At 73.2% G+C, this 16,425-nt stretch carries 15 protein-coding genes and 1 pseudogene; 9 read left to right on the top strand and 7 right to left on the bottom strand.

Features of this window, described 5'->3' with window-relative positions; translation table 11 throughout:
* Nucleotides 1–78: 78 nt before the first annotated feature.
* Complete coding sequence (locus tag ACGFT1_RS07290; RefSeq protein ID WP_373908049.1) at nucleotides 79–1,764, top strand: ribonuclease J; 1,686 nt, start codon at nucleotides 79–81, stop codon at nucleotides 1,762–1,764.
* 180 nt (nucleotides 1,765–1,944) lie between these two features.
* Here ACGFT1_RS07290 and ACGFT1_RS07285 read toward each other — a convergent pair whose 3' ends face one another.
* Nucleotides 1,945–2,280 (bottom strand): hypothetical protein, encoded by a 336-nt coding sequence (locus ACGFT1_RS07285; RefSeq protein WP_373908048.1) that lies wholly within the window; start codon nucleotides 2,278–2,280, stop codon nucleotides 1,945–1,947.
* 210 nt (nucleotides 2,281–2,490) lie between these two features.
* Here ACGFT1_RS07285 and ACGFT1_RS07280 point away from each other — a divergent pair, with 210 nt between their 5' ends.
* The 3 genes from ACGFT1_RS07280 (at nucleotide 2,491) to ACGFT1_RS07270 (ending at nucleotide 4,139) form a co-directional block, all read left to right on the top strand.
* Complete coding sequence (locus tag ACGFT1_RS07280) at nucleotides 2,491–3,018, top strand: gluconokinase (protein WP_373908047.1); 528 nt, start codon at nucleotides 2,491–2,493, stop codon at nucleotides 3,016–3,018.
* A gap of 276 nt (nucleotides 3,019–3,294) precedes the next feature.
* Nucleotides 3,295–3,711 carry a polyketide cyclase gene (locus ACGFT1_RS07275; protein ID WP_373908046.1) on the top strand — a complete coding sequence of 139 codons (417 nt, stop codon included), beginning with the start codon at nucleotides 3,295–3,297 and terminating at the stop codon, nucleotides 3,709–3,711.
* Complete coding sequence (locus ACGFT1_RS07270) at nucleotides 3,711–4,139, top strand: MarR family winged helix-turn-helix transcriptional regulator (RefSeq protein WP_373908045.1); 429 nt, start codon at nucleotides 3,711–3,713, stop codon at nucleotides 4,137–4,139. The genes ACGFT1_RS07275 and ACGFT1_RS07270 overlap by 1 nt, the downstream gene beginning before the upstream one ends.
* A 630-nt stretch (nucleotides 4,140–4,769) precedes the next feature.
* On the opposite strand, the gene ACGFT1_RS07265 is transcribed toward ACGFT1_RS07270, so the two are convergent.
* Genes ACGFT1_RS07265 through ACGFT1_RS07255 form a run of 3 tightly spaced genes read right to left on the bottom strand, consistent with a single transcriptional unit; the run spans nucleotide 4,770 to nucleotide 6,560 of the window.
* On the bottom strand, nucleotides 4,770–5,444 hold the full coding sequence (locus ACGFT1_RS07265) for a DUF3618 domain-containing protein (RefSeq protein ID WP_373908044.1): 675 nt from the start codon (nucleotides 5,442–5,444) through the stop codon (nucleotides 4,770–4,772).
* Nucleotides 5,420–5,833 carry a phage holin family protein gene (locus ACGFT1_RS07260; protein ID WP_373908043.1) on the bottom strand — a complete coding sequence of 138 codons (414 nt, stop codon included), beginning with the start codon at nucleotides 5,831–5,833 and terminating at the stop codon, nucleotides 5,420–5,422. Before ACGFT1_RS07260 ends, ACGFT1_RS07265 begins: the two co-directional genes overlap by 25 nt.
* 1 nt (nucleotide 5,834) lies before the next feature.
* The gene (locus ACGFT1_RS07255) at nucleotides 5,835–6,560 is read right to left on the bottom strand and encodes a hypothetical protein (protein WP_373908042.1); all 726 of its coding nucleotides are present in this window, start codon (nucleotides 6,558–6,560) and stop codon (nucleotides 5,835–5,837) included.
* Nucleotides 6,561–6,930: 370 nt separating this feature from the next.
* On the opposite strand from ACGFT1_RS07255, the gene ACGFT1_RS07250 reads away from it, so the two are divergent.
* Nucleotides 6,931–7,500: a hypothetical protein gene (locus ACGFT1_RS07250; protein WP_373908041.1), complete on the top strand. Its 570-nt coding sequence runs from the start codon at nucleotides 6,931–6,933 to the stop codon at nucleotides 7,498–7,500.
* Between the two features lie 134 nt (nucleotides 7,501–7,634).
* Here the strand turns inward: ACGFT1_RS07250 and ACGFT1_RS07245 are convergent, their stop codons facing one another.
* Nucleotides 7,635–8,387, bottom strand: coding sequence for a helix-turn-helix transcriptional regulator (locus ACGFT1_RS07245; protein ID WP_373908040.1), 753 nt, complete (start codon nucleotides 8,385–8,387; stop codon nucleotides 7,635–7,637).
* A 120-nt stretch (nucleotides 8,388–8,507) separates the two neighbouring features.
* Between ACGFT1_RS07245 and ACGFT1_RS07240 the strand changes: the two genes are divergently transcribed.
* The 4 genes and pseudogenes from ACGFT1_RS07240 to ACGFT1_RS07225 all read left to right on the top strand — a co-directional run bounded on the left by ACGFT1_RS07240 (nucleotide 8,508) and on the right by ACGFT1_RS07225 (nucleotide 10,372).
* The gene (locus tag ACGFT1_RS07240) at nucleotides 8,508–9,056 is read left to right on the top strand and encodes a DUF2231 domain-containing protein (RefSeq protein WP_373908039.1); all 549 of its coding nucleotides are present in this window, start codon (nucleotides 8,508–8,510) and stop codon (nucleotides 9,054–9,056) included.
* Nucleotides 9,057–9,223: 167 nt separating this feature from the next.
* Nucleotides 9,224–9,682 carry a hypothetical protein gene (locus ACGFT1_RS07235; protein ID WP_373908038.1) on the top strand — a complete coding sequence of 153 codons (459 nt, stop codon included), beginning with the start codon at nucleotides 9,224–9,226 and terminating at the stop codon, nucleotides 9,680–9,682.
* 65 nt (nucleotides 9,683–9,747) lie between these two features.
* Nucleotides 9,748–9,963 (top strand): annotated as a pseudogene (locus ACGFT1_RS07230) (GTP cyclohydrolase I); the annotation flags it as partial.
* Between the two features lie 52 nt (nucleotides 9,964–10,015).
* A complete protein-coding gene (locus tag ACGFT1_RS07225) occupies nucleotides 10,016–10,372 on the top strand; it encodes an ArsC/Spx/MgsR family protein (protein WP_373908037.1) in 357 nt (118 codons plus the stop codon).
* 414 nt (nucleotides 10,373–10,786) lie between these two features.
* Here ACGFT1_RS07225 and ACGFT1_RS07220 read toward each other — a convergent pair whose 3' ends face one another.
* The gene (locus ACGFT1_RS07220; RefSeq protein WP_373908236.1) at nucleotides 10,787–12,493 is read right to left on the bottom strand and encodes an SWIM zinc finger family protein; all 1,707 of its coding nucleotides are present in this window, start codon (nucleotides 12,491–12,493) and stop codon (nucleotides 10,787–10,789) included.
* A gap of 1,004 nt (nucleotides 12,494–13,497) precedes the next feature.
* Nucleotides 13,498–16,353: an SNF2-related protein gene (locus tag ACGFT1_RS07215; protein WP_373908036.1), complete on the bottom strand. Its 2,856-nt coding sequence runs from the start codon at nucleotides 16,351–16,353 to the stop codon at nucleotides 13,498–13,500.
* Nucleotides 16,354–16,425 lie beyond the last annotated feature (72 nt).

Here is a 16,425-nt window from a genome sequence, read left to right as displayed (position 1 = left end):
GTGTCCCGCTCCGTCGGGAAGGAGAGATCACACCGGCGATGGATCATCCTGTCCCCGCTCTCCGGGTACCGTCAGGGTATGAGTCATCCGCACCCCGAGCTGAAAGCCGCCCCTCCCCTGCCTGAAGGGGGGTTGCGGGTCATCGCCCTGGGTGGCCTGGGCGAGATCGGCCGCAACATGACCGTATTCGAGTACGCGGGCAAGCTGCTCATCGTCGACTGCGGCGTGCTGTTCCCGGAGGAGACCCAGCCCGGCGTGGATGTGATCCTGCCGGACTTCACCTCGATCCGGGACCGGCTGGACGACATCGTGGCCGTGGTACTCACCCACGGTCACGAGGACCACATCGGCGGCGTGCCGTACCTGCTGCGCGAGCGGTCCGACATTCCCGTCGTCGGCTCCAAGCTGACGCTGGCGTTCCTGGAGGCCAAGCTCAAGGAACACGGCATCCGGCCGCGCACGGTGCGGGTGCGGGAGGGTGACCGGCGCGGGTTCGGGCCCTTCGACTGCGAATTCGTGGCGGTCAACCATTCCATTCCCGACAGTCTCGCGGTCGCGATCCGTACCGGCGCCGGGATGGTGCTGCACACCGGTGACTTCAAGATGGACCAGTTCCCTCTCGACGACCGCATCACCGATCTACGGGCCTTCGCCCGCCTCGGTGAGGAGGGCGTGGACCTGTTCCTCACCGACTCCACCAACGCCGAAGTGCCCGGCTTCACCACCTCCGAGCGTGAGCTGAATCCGGCGATCGAGCAGGTGATGCGGACCGCGCCGCGCCGGGTCATCGTCTCCAGCTTCGCCAGTCACGTGCACCGCATCCAGCAGGTCCTGGACGCCGCCCACCAGCACGGCCGCAAGGTCGCCTTCGTCGGCCGGTCGATGGTGCGCAACATGGGCATCGCCCGTGACCTGGGCTATCTGAAGGTCCCGTCCGGTCTGATCGTGAGCACGAAGGAGCTGGAGAAGCTCCCGGACCACAAGATCACTCTGGTGTGCACCGGCTCCCAGGGCGAACCGATGGCCGCGCTGTCACGGATGGCCAACCGTGACCACATGATCCGCATCGGCAAGGGCGACACCGTCCTGCTCGCCAGCTCTCTCATCCCCGGCAACGAGAACGCCATCTACCGGGTGATCAACGGACTCACCCGGTGGGGCGCTCACGTGGTCCACAAGGGCAACGCCAAGGTGCACGTCTCCGGGCATGCCAGCGCCGGCGAACTCGTCTACTGCTACAACATCGTCAAGCCCCGCAACGTCATGCCCGTGCACGGCGAATGGCGCCACCTGCGGGCCAACGGCGACCTCGCCATCCGTACGGGCGTCGCCCCGGACCGGGTCGTCATCGCCGAGGACGGTGTCGTCGTCGACCTGGTCGACGGGCGCGCATCCATCACCGGCAAGGTCCCCGCCGGGAACGTCTACGTGGACGGCATGGAGGTCGGCGGCGCCACCGAAGCTTCTCTCAAGGACCGCCTCACCCTCGCCGCCGAAGGCGTGGTCACGGTGGTGGCGATCGTCGACGCGGACACCGGCGCCCTCGCCGAGGCCCCCGACTTCCTGGCCCGCGGCTTCGTCCACGACGAGACCACCTTCGAGCCGGTCATCCCCGTCATCGAGAAGACCCTGGCCGCAGCGGCCGAGGAAGGCGTCGGGGACGCGCGCCAACTCGAACAGCTCCTCGCCCGCGCCGTGGCCAACTGGGCGTTCCGCGCCCACCGCCGCAAGCCCCTCATCATCCCGGTCATCATCGACGCCTGAGCCACAGCCCGACCTCGATGCCCCGGCCCCGGTTCCGCGGGCATCGAGGTCCGGCACGGCAGTCGGCGTCCACCCGATGAGGGGCCCATCGCCCTGCGGAAAGCGTTCATCACCGGCTCGGCTCATCCGCCGGAGGCCCACACATACGGTCACGCTGCCGTCATGCCGGATGCGATGGGGTCACTCGGGAGCGAAGGAGAAACTGCGCCACAGGCCGGTGGACCTGACGGCTTCGTCCGAGGACTGGGCGTCCACATAAACGCTCGTTCCGCCCGGCGGCACGGAGCAGTCGGGCGTCGTGTACAGCAACAGGCTGTTCTGTGTGTAGTTGGTGACTCGTGTCACATCTTCGCGGAAACGGCGGCATCCGTGGGTCGAAGCGTTCGAGACGATCTCCACGATCCTGGCACCGTTCAGCGCCACGATCTGGCCGGAAGCCTGGTTCTGGCAAGCGGTGAGGGCGAGGCCGAACGCGAAGATGCCGGTGAGCGCGGTCACGGAACGTGATGCGGACATCGAGCCTCCTGTATCGGACGGGGAGCTGCCTGGAACGTCATCCCGTGACCACTATCTGCCAAACCCGTCGACCACGCATGACGGTCGTCCGGCGCCTACCGCGCGGGTCGGGGCCGCCCCGGCACGACATCCCCATGTGGCTGTGGAGACGACGGGCGATAGTGGATGTGTAGCCGTGTCCGTGTCGTGCCGGCACCTTCGGGAGGTTCGTTGACCGAAGCGCTCGGGGCCTCGCGCGTCGTGATCGTGATGGGCGTGTCCGGGTCCGGCAAGTCCACCGTCGCAGCGGGGCTGGCGCATCTGCTCGGGGTGCCGTTCCTGGAAGGTGATGACCTCCACTCGGCGGCGAACCGAGCCAAAATGGCGTCCGGACAGCCTCTCGACGACAGCGACCGGCTGTCCTGGCTGGTGGCGTTCACCGAGTGGATCCGGACCGCCGCGGCCAGTGGGCAAGGTGGCGTCGCCGCGTGTTCCGCGCTGAAACGGGCGTACCGCGACGGGTTCCGGCGTACGGGAGCCGATCTGTGGTTCATCCATCTGGCTCTCGGCCGTGAGGTGGCCGCGGAACGCATGGCGCGCCGCCAGGGGCATTTCATGCCGGCCGAGCTGCTCGGCTCCCAGTACGACAGTCTCGAACCCCTGCGCGCCGATGAACCGGGCATCACCGTCGACGCGTCCGGCAGCCCGGCACAGGTCATGGCGGCCGCGCTGCGGGCTGTCCGCGATGCGGGCCGGTAGCGGATCCCGGCCGAGGCCGGCGGCCGGGGTACGAGGCCGCGCCGCAGCGGACCGACCGGTAGGCGCTCCCCATCCCCCGGGAACTCGACCGAGCGGCCGTGACCAGACCTGCGGCTCGACGGTCGGTTCCGGAGGTCCTTCGGGGGGTTGACGCGGAAGCGGCGCTGGGCGAGGGCTGCCCTCGGACCCAGCGAAGGGCGTTGAGGGACGTGTGGACAAGTTATCTATGCGCAGATAATCTGCGTGAAGATAATCTGCCTGCCCAGGAGGCCCCTGATGTGGACATACGAGCACAGCATCGAGACCGACGCCGCGCCCGAGGCGATCTGGCGCCTGTGGGCCGACGTCGAGAACTGGGGAGTCTGGAACGCCGACATCGCGAGCGTCCGGATCAACGGCCCGTTCGCGGCGGGTACTGAGATCGTGATGGCGCCGGCCGACCAGGACCCGGTGCACCTGATCGTCGCCGAGGCGACAGTCAACGAAATGTTCGTGGACGAGGCCCGGTTCGGCGAGCTGCTCCTGCGCACGGCCCACCGGATCGACCAGGGCGAGCGGGGTCGCGTTCGAGTGACATACCGGATGGAGATCACCGGCACCGGCGCCGACGAGCTCGGCCCGCAGATCGGTCCGGCCGTCACCGCGGACTGGCCAGAGACCATGGCCGCCCTGGTCAAACTGGCACAGGGCTGATGGCCCTCACCCCCGGCGACAGCCCCGGATTCCTGCTCTGGCACGCCACGCTGCGCTGGCAGCGCGATGTCGCCGCGGCCCTCGCACCCCTGGACCTCACCCACGTCCAGTTCGTCCTACTCGCCTGCACCTGGTGGCTGAACACGCACGGCGAACACCCCAACCAGCAGGCCCTGGCCCGGCAGGCCGGCACCGATGTCAAGATGACCTCGCAGGTCCTGCGCGCTTTGGAGGCCAAGGGTCTGATCGAGCGCGAGGTCGACCCCGCCGACACCCGCGCCAAACGGCTGCGTGTCACCAGCGTCGGTGCCGAGCTGGCCCCGCGCGCGATCGCCGCCGTCGAGAACGTCGACGCACGCTTCTTCCAGCCGGTGGCGCGCAACGACGCCGTGACCCTGCTCAGCCGCCTGGCCAACCCTGAATCCTGAAGCCCCGACGCGGACGCCGTCAGCCCCGAACCCGCCGGCCGACGGCGTCCGCCAGACACCGCCCGGCCCACTCCGACGCCGAGGAACGGCAGTCCTTCGTGACCGTCCGTTCCGCCGGGCCGGTCTCGCCGCGTGCCTGCGAGCGCCATCGCCTGAAGGAGAAGACCTCCGGCCACAAGAGTCCCCGGCAACTCCGCCCGGGCCAAGGTGGTGCTCGCGGCAGCCGTGGGCACTCCAACGCCGGGATCGCACGGGACACCGGCCTGCGCCTGGACACGTGCGATGTCATCGTCGCCGCCGATCCGCGCGTAGGGGATCAGCCGCATGAGGTCCTCTTGCTGGTGGGCAACCGGCCCGCGTGCCCTCCTGGCTGGCGGGCACCCCGGCGCCCACCGGGCCCCCGGACCGGCGCGCCCCCGACGACAGTCCCGGTCGCCGGCCGAACATGATCACGCCCGAGCCAGTGGCGGCCACGGCCTGGGTGCCGCGGTCCGCGCCGCGGGCGCGTTCCGGCAGCACCGCCGGCCGGCTCGGGACCGCGTCCGCCCGGGTACCGGACCGGGAGCCGGTCCGGTACCCGGTCCGTGCCGGTGCGGGGCACGCGCGGCGGCACCGGAAGGGGCCCGGCCGTCAGCCGCCCGACCCGCCCCGGGCCTCGCCGGCGACCTGCTGCCCCGACTCCCGTGCCTGGGCCGTCAGCTGCTCGCCCTGGCCGCGTGCCTCCTCCTGGGTCGCGCGGGCGGCGTCGGCGGCGGTGTCCCTGACTTGCCCGGCGGCCCGCTGCGCGACCTCCTTGGCGTCTTCCTGCACATGCTGCACGGACTCCAGAGCTGCCTGCTTCAGCGGCTCCAGCGCCTCACCACCGCTTTCCATCAGCCCGGCGGCCGCCCGTTCCTCGGCCTGTGAGGCCGGCAGCAGCGAGGACAGCAGCACACCGGCACCGAAGGCGATGAGCCCGGCGGCCAACGGGCTGCCCTGCGTCCGGCGCATCACCTCGTCAGGGGCCCGGCCGACCGCGTCCCCGACCTGCCCCGCCGTTTCGCGCACCGCGTCCGTCGCCTGTCCGGCGCCCTCCTGCAAAGAGCCGGCCGCCGACTGGGCACCGCTCGTCACCCCGTGGGCGGTCTGCGAGGCACTCCCCATGACCCGGTCGCGCAGACCCGTGAGCCTGCCCCGGGCGCGCTCGGTCTGGCGGCGGGCCACACGGCGCGGGCTGGTCCGGTCCGCGAGCTGGTTCACGTCCGCGGACAGCTGGTCCCGGGTCGCATCGATCTCGGCCCTTATTTGGTCGGGTGACGTGCCCATTGCGCATCCTCCTTCAACGATTCGACGGTTCGCTCGGGCTTGGGCTCGACGGTTCGCATCTGCGTGCGGCCCCGCTGGTAGAGCACGGCCGCGACGACGGCCCACACGGCGGCGACGATCAGGGCGGCCCAGCCGCCGTCCATCACGTTCGACAGGCCGAGGACGGCGGCCAGTGACAGGAACAGCAGCACCATGTAGCCGCCGAACCCGGCGCCGCCGTACATGCCGGCCGCCTTGCCCGCCTTGGCCGCCTCCTGCCGCACCTCCGTCTTGGCCAGCTCGATCTCCTGCCGGAACAGGGTCTGCACATCGGACGTCACCACCGCCAGCAGTTCACCGACCGACCTGTCCCGCCCGTGCTCCGCGGGCCTCGGAGGGACCGACGACACCTCACACCTCCGGGTAGGGTCGGGCCGGCGTGCCGGGATGCGGCGGATCCACCGGCACCGGCGGAGCCTGCGGCGTGCCGGACGGCTCCGTCGCCTCCGGCACGACCGGGGGTGACGGCGGCATCGGCGGGACCTCCGGACCGGGGCCGGCCGGGAGCGTCGGCGTGGCCGGTGTACTGTCCGCGTCGAATTGCGGGGCACCGCTCGTGTGCTGCTCGGGCTGCGACGACTGCTTGGCGCTTCCCGCCGCCCTGGCCAGGCGGCCGACCGCCACCCCGGCCAGCAGCGCACCGCCCAGGAAGGCTCCCGGGCGCCTGCGGGCGAAATGGCGCAGGTCGGTGACCACGCCGTCGATGCCATGTTTCTGGACGTAGTCGGCGACCCGGTGGCCCCTGTCGGCCACCTGGTTGGCGAGGTTGCGGGCGGGCGAGTCGCCCGGGGCGTTCTCGGCCAGGCCCGCGATGTCGTCCGACCACTGGCGCAGCGTCTCCGTCGCGCGCCGCGTCTGCTCGGCGGCCTCGTTCATCGCCCGGCCCCGCAGCTCGTCGATGACCGTACCGGCCTGCTGCCGCGCCTGCCCGGCCACCGCCTTGGCCTGCTCCGCGGCGGTCCCCGCCACCTGGCCCGCGGCCTGCCTGGCCTGATCGGCCGTGGCGGACGCCTCTGTCCTGGCTGTCTCACCGGTCTGCCGTAGCCTTCCGGCACCTTCCTGTACGGACTCGCTCATCAGCCACTCTCCTCGGCACCGCAGTGCTGTTCTGTGTCAGCTCCGGGAGGCCCCGCACCGCGGTGGCGGGTCGCCACCTCCACGGACCTCGCGATCGGCCGTTCTTCACACTCACGAGTAACTGGTCAGCGGAAAATGACACATGGATCGGCCTATCGGCTTTTTCGTCTCTGCCGCGTTTAGGCCCCCGCCCGCGTCCGCGCGGACGCCGGCCGCAACCGGAGGGCGTCCGCGCCGACGCCCTCCGGTCCCGGCCGCAGGCCCGTCTGGGTCAGCAGTGATGGCGGGGGCAACGGGCTGCGGCGAGGGTGGAGTCACGCCCGACCTCATGTCGGCTCATCACACGCCTTTTGCACGAAGGAGCACTGCCATGTCCGGACGCAACACCATTGTCCGCAGCTTGCACGACGTGGGCCTCGCAGCGTGGTTCGGCGGCTCGCTCATGGGCGCGGTCGGTCTCAACGGGGCCGCCAAGGACGAAGGCACCACGGAGACGGAGGCGGCACGGATCTCCTCCTCGGGCTGGACGAAGTGGACGCCCGTCAACGCCGCCGCCATCGGCGCCCACCTCTTCGGCGGCGGCGCACTGCTCGCCGCGAACGCCCACCGGGTCAATACCCAGAAGGGCGTGGCCGCCTCCACCACCGCCAAGACGGTCGTCACCGCGGCGGCGCTGGCCGCGACCGCCTACGCGCGTGTCCTCGGCAAGAAGATCGAGCTGGCCGCCTCCCCGGACCCGCGGGACACCGAGAAGGCCGCCCAGCACCCCATCGACACGGAGAAGGCACAGCGGCAGCTCGCCTGCGTGCAATGGGTGGTGCCGGCCCTCACCGGATGCCTCGTGGTCCTCAACGCCCTGCACGGCGAGCAACAGCGTCCCTTCGAGCAGCTCCACGGGATGTGGCAGCATGCCCGCGCCGTCACCCCGCTCATCCCGTGAGGCTCCACCGCGCGCCGATGTGACCACCGTCCACGGGGACGCCGATGTGTCCGGCCTGTGATCCCGCGGCGCCAGGCGTCCCCGCCCCGTGACGTGAGCGGCGAGATGCGCGGGAGCGGGCGGCCGGCCTCGCGTCAGTGGTCCTGGGCCGGCCGGTCATCACGATCGGTGTCGGTGGGACACAGTCGTACGCAGCATTCGCCGGCCTCGGGGGCCAGCACGGCCTGGACCCCGCGGACCTCCAGGCCGGTGAGGTAACCGCTGAGGAAGGCCTGGTTCATGCCGCACACCAGGCCGGGCGCCTTCGCGGCCAGCGGATGGAACGGGCAGTTGCGCAGCCGGAGCCGGGTGGGAGCCTCCCGCACCGGTTCGTAGCCGTACGCGTCCAGCAGCCGCTCGCACGCGGTCAGCCCCCGCTCGGGACCCAGGCGACCCGGACGGGTCTCCTCCCGCGCCGCCTCCCCCAGCCGCCGGCCGCGCTGCCCGGCGGTCCGCACCGCCGCCTGCGCCGCATCCTCACCCGCCCCCTCACCCAGGACCGCCTCCAGCAGAAGGTCCGCCAGGAACTCGTGGCGCCGGTCGGGGATGCTCACGGTGATCTGCGCGCCGCTGGGCTCGTACACCTTCGGCCGTCTGCCGACCTTGCGGATCCCGCCGGGCGTCTCATAGCGCGCGCGGAGCAGACCCGCGTCGACGAGCTTGTCCAGGTGGAAAGCGGCGAGCTTGCTGGATATCCCGGCGCTGGCGGCCGCCTCGTCCCGGGTGACGGCACGGCCGGCCCGCCGCACGAAGGCGAACATACGCCGCCGCGAGTCCTCGCTCAGGACGCTGACGGACTCGATCGCGCTGGGGACCGCATCGGCCGGTGCTGTCGGTTCGGAAGCCACACCACCACGGTAACCCCCATGGGCGTACGCACAAGAGTTCTTTTGGCCCTGTGGGCTGCACATCTTGACGACCCAGCGGAATAACACCAAGATTTGTTGGTGAAATCAGAGGAGGTCGCGATGGCTCATGAGTCACAGCTCCAGGCGAAACGTCCGGTCAGCGCGTCGCTCGCCGGCCCGTACGGCCATCCGTTCCACCCGATGCTGGTCACCGTGCCGATCGGCGCCTGGGTGACCAGCCTGGTGTTCGACATCGCGTCCCACGTCGTCGACCGCCCGGGCTTCCTGACCCAGGGCTCGGAGTGGCTGATCGCGGTCGGCGTGATCGGGGCCCTGCTGGCGGCCACCGTCGGATTCCTCGACCTGTTCGCGATCCCGACCGGCACCCCGGCCTTTCGCACGGCCCTGATCCACATGACGTTGAACCTGGCGGTCACCGCCGCCTACGCCGTCAACTTCCTGTGGCGCTACAGCACCTACACCGACGGCGGGAGCGTCGGCCCGGGCAGGCTCATCCTGTCCGCGATCAGCCTGGCCGCCCTGGGAGTCTCGGGATTCCTGGGTGGCAAGCTCGCCTACCGCTACGGCGTACGGGTCGCCGACGAGAGCACCCAGGCCGAGGGATACACGCCCCGGCACGGCACGGGAGACCCCCACTCAGCCGTGTGACCCGGCCCGCGACCCGCCGCGGTGCGGCCTCGCCCGGCCGGCTGGGGCGGGTCGGCTCTTCTCGACACCGACACCGACCAGACATCGGCACCACCACCGACACGGCAGCGACACCGGCACCGGCACCGGCACCGCTGTCGACAGCGACACTCACTCGGGAGTCACCCATGGACATCGCCGCACTGATCACCTGGGTGGTCACCGCCCTCGGCGGCTTCTACATGCTCGGCACCTGGATCCGGCGCGGCGGTATCCAGCAGCAACAGTCCGGCACCAGCCGCCTGCCCGCACCCGTCGTCTTCGGGCACTTCGCCCTGGCCGCGATCGGACTCGTGGTGTGGATCATCTATGTCGTGGCCGACAAGAGCGCCCTGGCCTGGACCGCCTTCGGCCTGCTCCTGCCGGTCGCCCTGCTGGGATTCGTGATGCTGGCCCGCTGGATCCCCGTCTACCGCGACCGGGCCCCGGTGCCGGCGGCCCCGGCCGCCGCAACGGCCCAGGGAGCCGACGGCTCCGTACCCGCCGAACGCCACTTCCCGCTGCCGGTCGTCCTCGCACACGGACTGTTCGCCGTGGCCACCCTCGTCCTGGTCCTGCTCACCGCCCTGGGCATCGGGGGCAGCTGACATGACCGAGCGCCCGCACATCACCACGCCCGAATAGACCCGCACGAAGACCCGCGTGACGAGGAGAACGGCTGACCAAGCAGGTCGCCGACTGGCTGCAGACCCACCTGGAACCCAAGGGTGTCGGCGTGGTCATCGAGGCCGAGCACTGCTGCATGACCCTGCGCGGGGTCCAGGCCACCGGATCGAGCACCATGACCTCCACCCTGCTCGGCCTGCTGCGTTCCGACGCCCGCTCCCGCAGTGAGTTCCTGGCCCTGCCCGGCGCGACCACCTCCTGACCACCGGCGCCGACGCCCGTGGCCCGGCCCGAACATCGGAACATCACCACACATGGAAATCTGGATCAACCCTGCCTGCTCCAAGTGCAGCTCCGCTCTGTCCCTGCTGGACGCGGAGGGCGCCCAATACACCGTGCGGCGCTATCTGGAAGAGCCGCCCACCGCGGACGAACTCGAGCGTGTGCTGGACCGGCTGCAACTGGAACCCTGGGACATCACCCGGCTCTCCGAACCGGCCGCGGTCGAGCTGGGCATGGAGACATGGGAACGGGACACCGCCCACCGCGACCGCTGGATCAAGGCCCTGGCCACCCGGCCGATCCTCATCCAGCGCCCGATCATCACGGCGGACGACGGCACAGCGGTCGTAGGCCGCTCACCTGACGCCGTACGGTCGGCCCTGCGCTGAAGTCCTCTGCTCCGCCGGCGGGATCATGGGTCGCGGGGGGTGCATGGCCGACGAGCGGCAGCGGGATCACGGCGAGGGAGACGTCGCGGGGCTCGGGTCCTGGGCCGCCGTCGCCGTTCGCCAGGCGTACGAGGTGTGGCCCGGCGCGCGGAAGGATCCGCAGCCGGCCGCGTCGCGGTTGGTGACCGGGCATCTGGCCACCGCGGCCGACAATGTCGCCTGGAGCCGGGACCGGCTGGCGGGCTACGGGTATCCGCGCCGCGTCGAGTTCGCCCGCGCGCTGCCCACGGGCCACAGGGGCCATGTGGTGAACGCCTGCTGGACAGCGCTACGCGCGAGACCTGGCTCGCGAGGTCAGCCGGCCGGGCACGGGTGGGGCGGTGGCGCCCGCTCCGGTGCCGGTGCCGGTGCCGGTCACAGACCGTCCGGTGCGCCGAGTCCGGTGAGGGCGCCCACCGGGTCGAGGTCGGGAGTGCCACGGGGCCACCAGTCGTCCCGGCCGGGCTCCGACTCGTAGGCGTACCACAGGCCGTCGCGGCCCAGGCGGAGCTGGACGTGGCCGCGCGGGTGGGTGAGGCGGTTGCGCCGGGGGCGGAACGCAGGGAGGTCGGCGGCGAGCAGCAGCGGACGGGCCCGGTCGAAGCGGCCGGCCGGCGGATCCCAGGGCTCCTCCAGGACGGCCAGCCCCTCCGCGCCGCCCTGCCGCCAGGCCGCGACGGCCCGCGCCAGGTCGGCCGGGGTGCGGCCGGCCGCACCGGCCAGCGTGGCGTAGAGCGTGCGGGTGCCGGCGGTCAGTCCGGAACCGGGGCGGGCCGCGGCGAGGCGTACCGCGTCCTGCCACAGGGTCAGCCCGCCGACCGGATCGCGTCCCGTACCGAGCAGCGCGTGGGCGCGGGCGGCGGCGTCGGTCGCCAGCTGGTCCAGGGCGAAGGGATCCGGACCGCCGGGCGCCGACGGATACACCGGGGGCTGCTCGGGATGCGGCGGCACCGGCAACGGCGGGGGCAGCGGCGGTAGTCGGCGCGGGGCGAGAGCGTCCGCGGCCCGAATGCCGGGCAGGGACTCCGGCTGCCGGTCCCGGGCGGCACGGGCCGCGCGGGCCGCGCTGCGCCGGGACAGCGCGTCGATCAGCTCCTTCTCGCCCCGGCCGCGGAGCAGGAGCAGCACGAACGGGTCGGCGTCGAGGAGGCGGGCCGTCTGGTAGCAGAGGGCGGCGGCGTGTTTGCAGGGGTGGCCCGAGTCGGGGCAGCTGCACCGGGGGGCGAGGTCGCCGGGGCCGGGCAGCAGGCCGACGCCGCAGTCGGCGAGGGAGTGGGGCAGCTCATTGTCGAGCAGCGCCGCGATGTGTCCCGGCCGGTCGGCCGCCGCGTTGAGGAATCGCTCCCAGTCCTCGTCCTCCAGCGTCCGTAGCCTCACCTGTACGCGGTAGGGCCGGGGCCGGCTGCCGCGCACGTACGCCAGCACAAGACCCGGGGTGACGGTGATCGCGTCCACATGCCCCTGGTCCGCGTAACCACGGCCACGCGCCAGCCGTTGGGGATCCAGCGCCCCCTGCTCCAGCGCCTCCACCCAGGCGTTCCCCCACCAGGTCCCCGCGAACGGCTCCCCGTCCCCGCGGGCTTCCCGCGGCCCGAACGCCGCGAATGTACGCCGTACTTCCGTGTCCCGGTGCGGGGTGGCCATGCTGGCGGGCACTTGCACGGCCGCGGACCCGCGAACGGCCGACGCGGACACCGAGCCAGCGTGCACGGGCCCGACGGGAGCGGACCCGGCGTGCACGGGCCCGACGGGAGCGGACCCGGCGGGGGCGGGCTCGGCGGGCCAGAGAGCGGGGGCCGGTGAGGGAGACGCGGGCGTCCAGGAAGCCGGGGCCGAGGGGACGTCGGGGGGTGCCGCGGGCGCGGATGAGGCGGTCGAGTGCACGGGCCGGGGGGCTGACGGCACGGGGGGCGGGGAAGCGGGTGTCGACGGCGCGGGCGGGTGGGCGGACGCGGGCGCCGGGGGTGTGGAGGGCGGAGGGGTGGGCGGCTGTGTGACCGCAGACGCCGAAGAGGGCGGCTCGGTGGGTGTGGTCGTGGCCCGGGTGGGCTCCTGGGGCGCCACCGACCCCCCGGACTCCACCAGCCCCTTCGACTCCACCGTCCTCTCGGACTTCAGGGACCCCTGAGGCTCCACGCACCCCTTAGACTCCGACGCCCCCCCGGGCTCCAGGCACCCCTCAGACTCCAAGCACCCCTCAGACTCCGACGCCCCCCCGGGCTCCAGGCACCCCTCAGACTCCAAGCACCCCTCAGACTCCGACGACCCCCCGGGCTCCAGGCACCCCTCGGACTCCACGCACACCTCAGACTCCACGGACCGCTCGGGCTCCACTCCGCTCTCGGGCTCCGCCCCCTCCTCCGGGGATTCCGCCCACGTGGGCATCCGGAAGGCGTTCGCCAAGTAGTGCCGCATGTCCTGCACGGCCCTGGTCCTGGCGCCCCCGCCGCCCTCCCCCGGTGCGGACGGGGAGCCCGGCCCGGAGGGACCGGAACCCGTCGGTACGCGCCGCCCACGCCGGCGCTCCTCCGCCTCCGCGCTGAGGGCTTCCCGCCGGGCCGCGCGCAGCGCCTCGCGGGCGATATCACCGGGACGCCTGCCCGCGGCACCGGCCGACCCCGCCTCCGGCCCCGTGGCGTCGGCGCGGGCGTCGGGCGCCGGTGCCGAACCGGCGGCCGGCGGTGTGACGGCGCTGTCCCGGCGCGTGGCAACGGCAGCCCTGAGCGCGGCGCGCGCCATCTCGGCCGCCTCCGGCTCACCCTCCTCCGGCAGCACCACCCGCTCCTCTTCACTCGCCTCCGGCTCACCACCACCCGGAGCCACGGCACGCGCCTCATCTCCCGCTCCCAGGTCCCCACGCCCCGGAAGCACCGCCCGCTCTCCCTCCCCGGCCCCCGGCTCACCGCCACCCCGGACCTGCGCGCGCGCCCCCTCGGCCGGGTGCGGCTCCACGGAGCCGGGGGTCTGCGCCGGGTCCGTGACCGGGTGCTGGGCCTGAGGGGCCGGGGGCCGGGTGTCGGCCTCGGGGCGGTTCCTGGCCGCCCGCAGGGCCCGGCGGGCGGCGTCTCCGGGGCGGTCGGCGGCCGTCACCGGGTCCTCCGCAGGGAGACGAGGTCGGACAGTTCACGGTCGGTCAGTTCGGTGAGCGCGGCCTCGCCGGAGCCGAGGACGGCGTCCGCGAGGGCGCGCTTGGCGGCGAGCATCTCGGCGATGCGGTCCTCGACGGTGCCCTCGGTGACCAGGCGGTGGACCTGGACGGGCTGGGTCTGTCCGATGCGGTAGGCGCGGTCGGTGGCCTGCTCCTCGACGGCGGGGTTCCACCAGCGGTCGAAGTGGACGACATGGCCCGCGCGGGTGAGGTTCAGGCCGGTGCCGGCGGCCTTGAGGGAGAGGACGAGGACCGGAATCGCGCCGCTCTGGAAGCGGTCGACCATGCGCTCGCGCTCGGGCACCGGGGTGCCGCCGTGCAGGAGGTCCATGGGGATGGCGCGGGCAGACAGGTGGGCGGTGAGGAGGCGGGCCATGCCGACGTACTGGGTGAAGACGAGCGCGGAGCCGTCCTCGGCGAGCAGGGTGTCCAGCAGTTCGTCCAGGAGGGCGAGTTTGCCCGAGCGGGCGGCCAGGCCGTCGGGGCGCGGCTGCTCCTTCAGGTACAGCGCCGGGTGGTCGCAGATCTGCTTGAGGGCACCGAGCAGCTTGAGCACCAGGCCCCGGCGGGCCATGCCCTCGGCGGTCTCGATGGCCAGCATCGATTCGCGCACCACCGCCTCGTACAGCGCGGCCTGCTCCCGGGTGAGCGGCACCGGGTGGTCCGTCTCGGTCTTGGGCGGCAGTTCGGGGACGATGCCGGGGTCGGACTTCTTGCGGCGCAGCAGGAAGGGGCGGACCAGGCGGGAGAGTCGCTCGACGGCTTCGGCGTCCTCGCCGTTCTCCACCGCGCGGGCGTGCCGGGCCCGGAAGGACTTCAGCGGGCCGAGGAGGCCGGGGGTGGTCCAGTCGAGCAGGGCCCACAGCTCGGAGAGGTTGTTCTCGACGGGGGTTCCGGTGAGTGCCACGCGCGCCGGGGCGGGGATGGTGCGCAGTGCCTTCGCGGTGGCCGAGTACGGGTTCTTCACGTGCTGGGCCTCGTCGGCGACGACCATGCCCCAGGGCTGTTCGGCGAGTCGCGCGGCGGTGGAGCGCATCGTGCCGTACGTGGTGAGGAGGAAGCCGCCGGCGAGGTCGTCCAGGGTGCGGTCGGGGCCGTGGAAGCGGCGGACGGGGACGCCGGGCGCGAACCGGGTGATCTCGCGCTGCCAGTTGCCGAGGAGGGAGGCCGGGCAGACGACGAGGGTCGGTTCGGTGCGGGCCCGCTTGAGGTGCAGGGCGATGAGGGTGACGGTCTTGCCGAGGCCCATGTCGTCGGCGAGGCAGCCGCCGAGGCCGAGGGAGGTCATGAGGTCGAGCCAGGCGAGGCCGCGCAGCTGGTAGTCGCGGAGGGTGGCGTGCAGGCCGGGGGGCGGGTCGGCGGGGTGCAGGCCCGCGGTGAGGCGGTCGCGGAGGGCGGCGAGCGCGCCGGCGGGTACGGCCTCGACTGTCTCGCCGTCGACCTCGGCGGTGCCGGTGAGTGCGACGGACAGCGCGTCGACGGGATCGAGCAGGCCCAGTTCGCGTTTGCGGGCCTTGCCGACGAGGGCGGGGTCGACGAGCACCCAGCGGTCCCGGAGCCGTACGACGGGGCGGTGGGCCTCGGCGAGGGTGTCCATCTCGGCCTCGCTGAGCGGGTCGCCGCCGAGTGCCAGCTGCCAGCGGAACCGGAGCAGGTCCTCGCTCTCGAAGAAGCCGGTGCCGTCGGTCGCCGAGCCGGGCGCCGGCCGGACCACCGCGGCGGCGGTCAGATCGCGGGCAAGGTCGCGGGGCCAGTGGACGGCGACGCCGGCGGCGGCCAGCCGGCTCGCGGCGACGCCGAGCAGTTCGCCCAGCTCTTCCTCGGAGAGGGCGAGGACGTCGGGTACGTCCTGCTGGGCGAGGCGGTCCAGGGGCGGCCACACGCGGGCGGCGCGCCGTACGGCCAGGGCCGCGTCGACGCGCGCGCGGGGGCCGAACGCCGTGTCGGCCTCTCCGGCCCACAGGGCCGCCGCGTCGGCCACCAGGGTGGGGTCGGCGAGGCTGTGGACCTGCACGATGGCGGCTCCCGCGGCGCGCGTGTCCTCGTGCGCGCCGGCGTCGAACACGTCGTACGCGGACAGGTCCAGGCGGAGGGAGACGCGCACACCGGCGTCCATGCCGGCGGCGACCTCGGCGGCCCAGGCGTGGGCCCCGGGCAGCGCCTGCGGCTCGCGGGCGGCGAACGGGCGGCCGGCGGCGGCGAAGGCCGCGGGGGTACGGGGCAGGGTGTCGGCGACCGCGTCCAGGAAGGCGCGGACCAGGGCCTCGGGTTCGGGCAGCCGGAGCGTGCCCGGGCCCGGGAGCGGCACGGCGTGGCCCTCGGGGGGCAGGGCGGCGGCGATCGCGCGCAGGTGGGCGATGTCGTCGGGTTCCAGTGGGCCGGCCCGCCAGGCGTCGTGACCGGTGGGGGTCAGGCCGGGGAGCAGCCGGCCGCGGGCGACGAGCCGCAGGGCGTGCAGGGCGGCGGCGCCCCAGCAGGCGGTGGCCGGGTGGGCGGCCGGGTCGCGGCGGGCGCGGGCGAGCAGCGGCAGGGCCTCGGCGAGCGGCAGGGTCAGCGCGGGCACCTGCCGGCGGCGCACGCCGGCACCGTGGCGTCGCACGACCGTCAGTTCCTGGGCGTCGGTCCCGGCCGCGGGGGGCAGCGGGTCGCCGTCGGGGTCCCAGAAGGCGAGGCGGCCCTCGCGCGGCAGGGGCGCGGGCAGGTAGACGGACGCGAGGCGCGCCGGGACCGGGTGCCCGGTGTCCGCCCCCGGGCCGCCGCCCCTGCGCTCGGCGAGCGCCGCCGTGCCGTCCATACGTCCTGCCACCTCCCGTCCGGGTGTCCGTTCGCGATGTCTTCGACTCTACGGGCGGGGTCCGACAGTCGG

This window comes from Streptomyces sp. Y20 (assembly GCF_043195475.1).
Taxonomy (GTDB): Bacteria; Actinomycetota; Actinomycetes; order Streptomycetales; family Streptomycetaceae; genus Streptomyces.
This window is presented reverse-complemented; position numbering and strand designations above follow the sequence as displayed.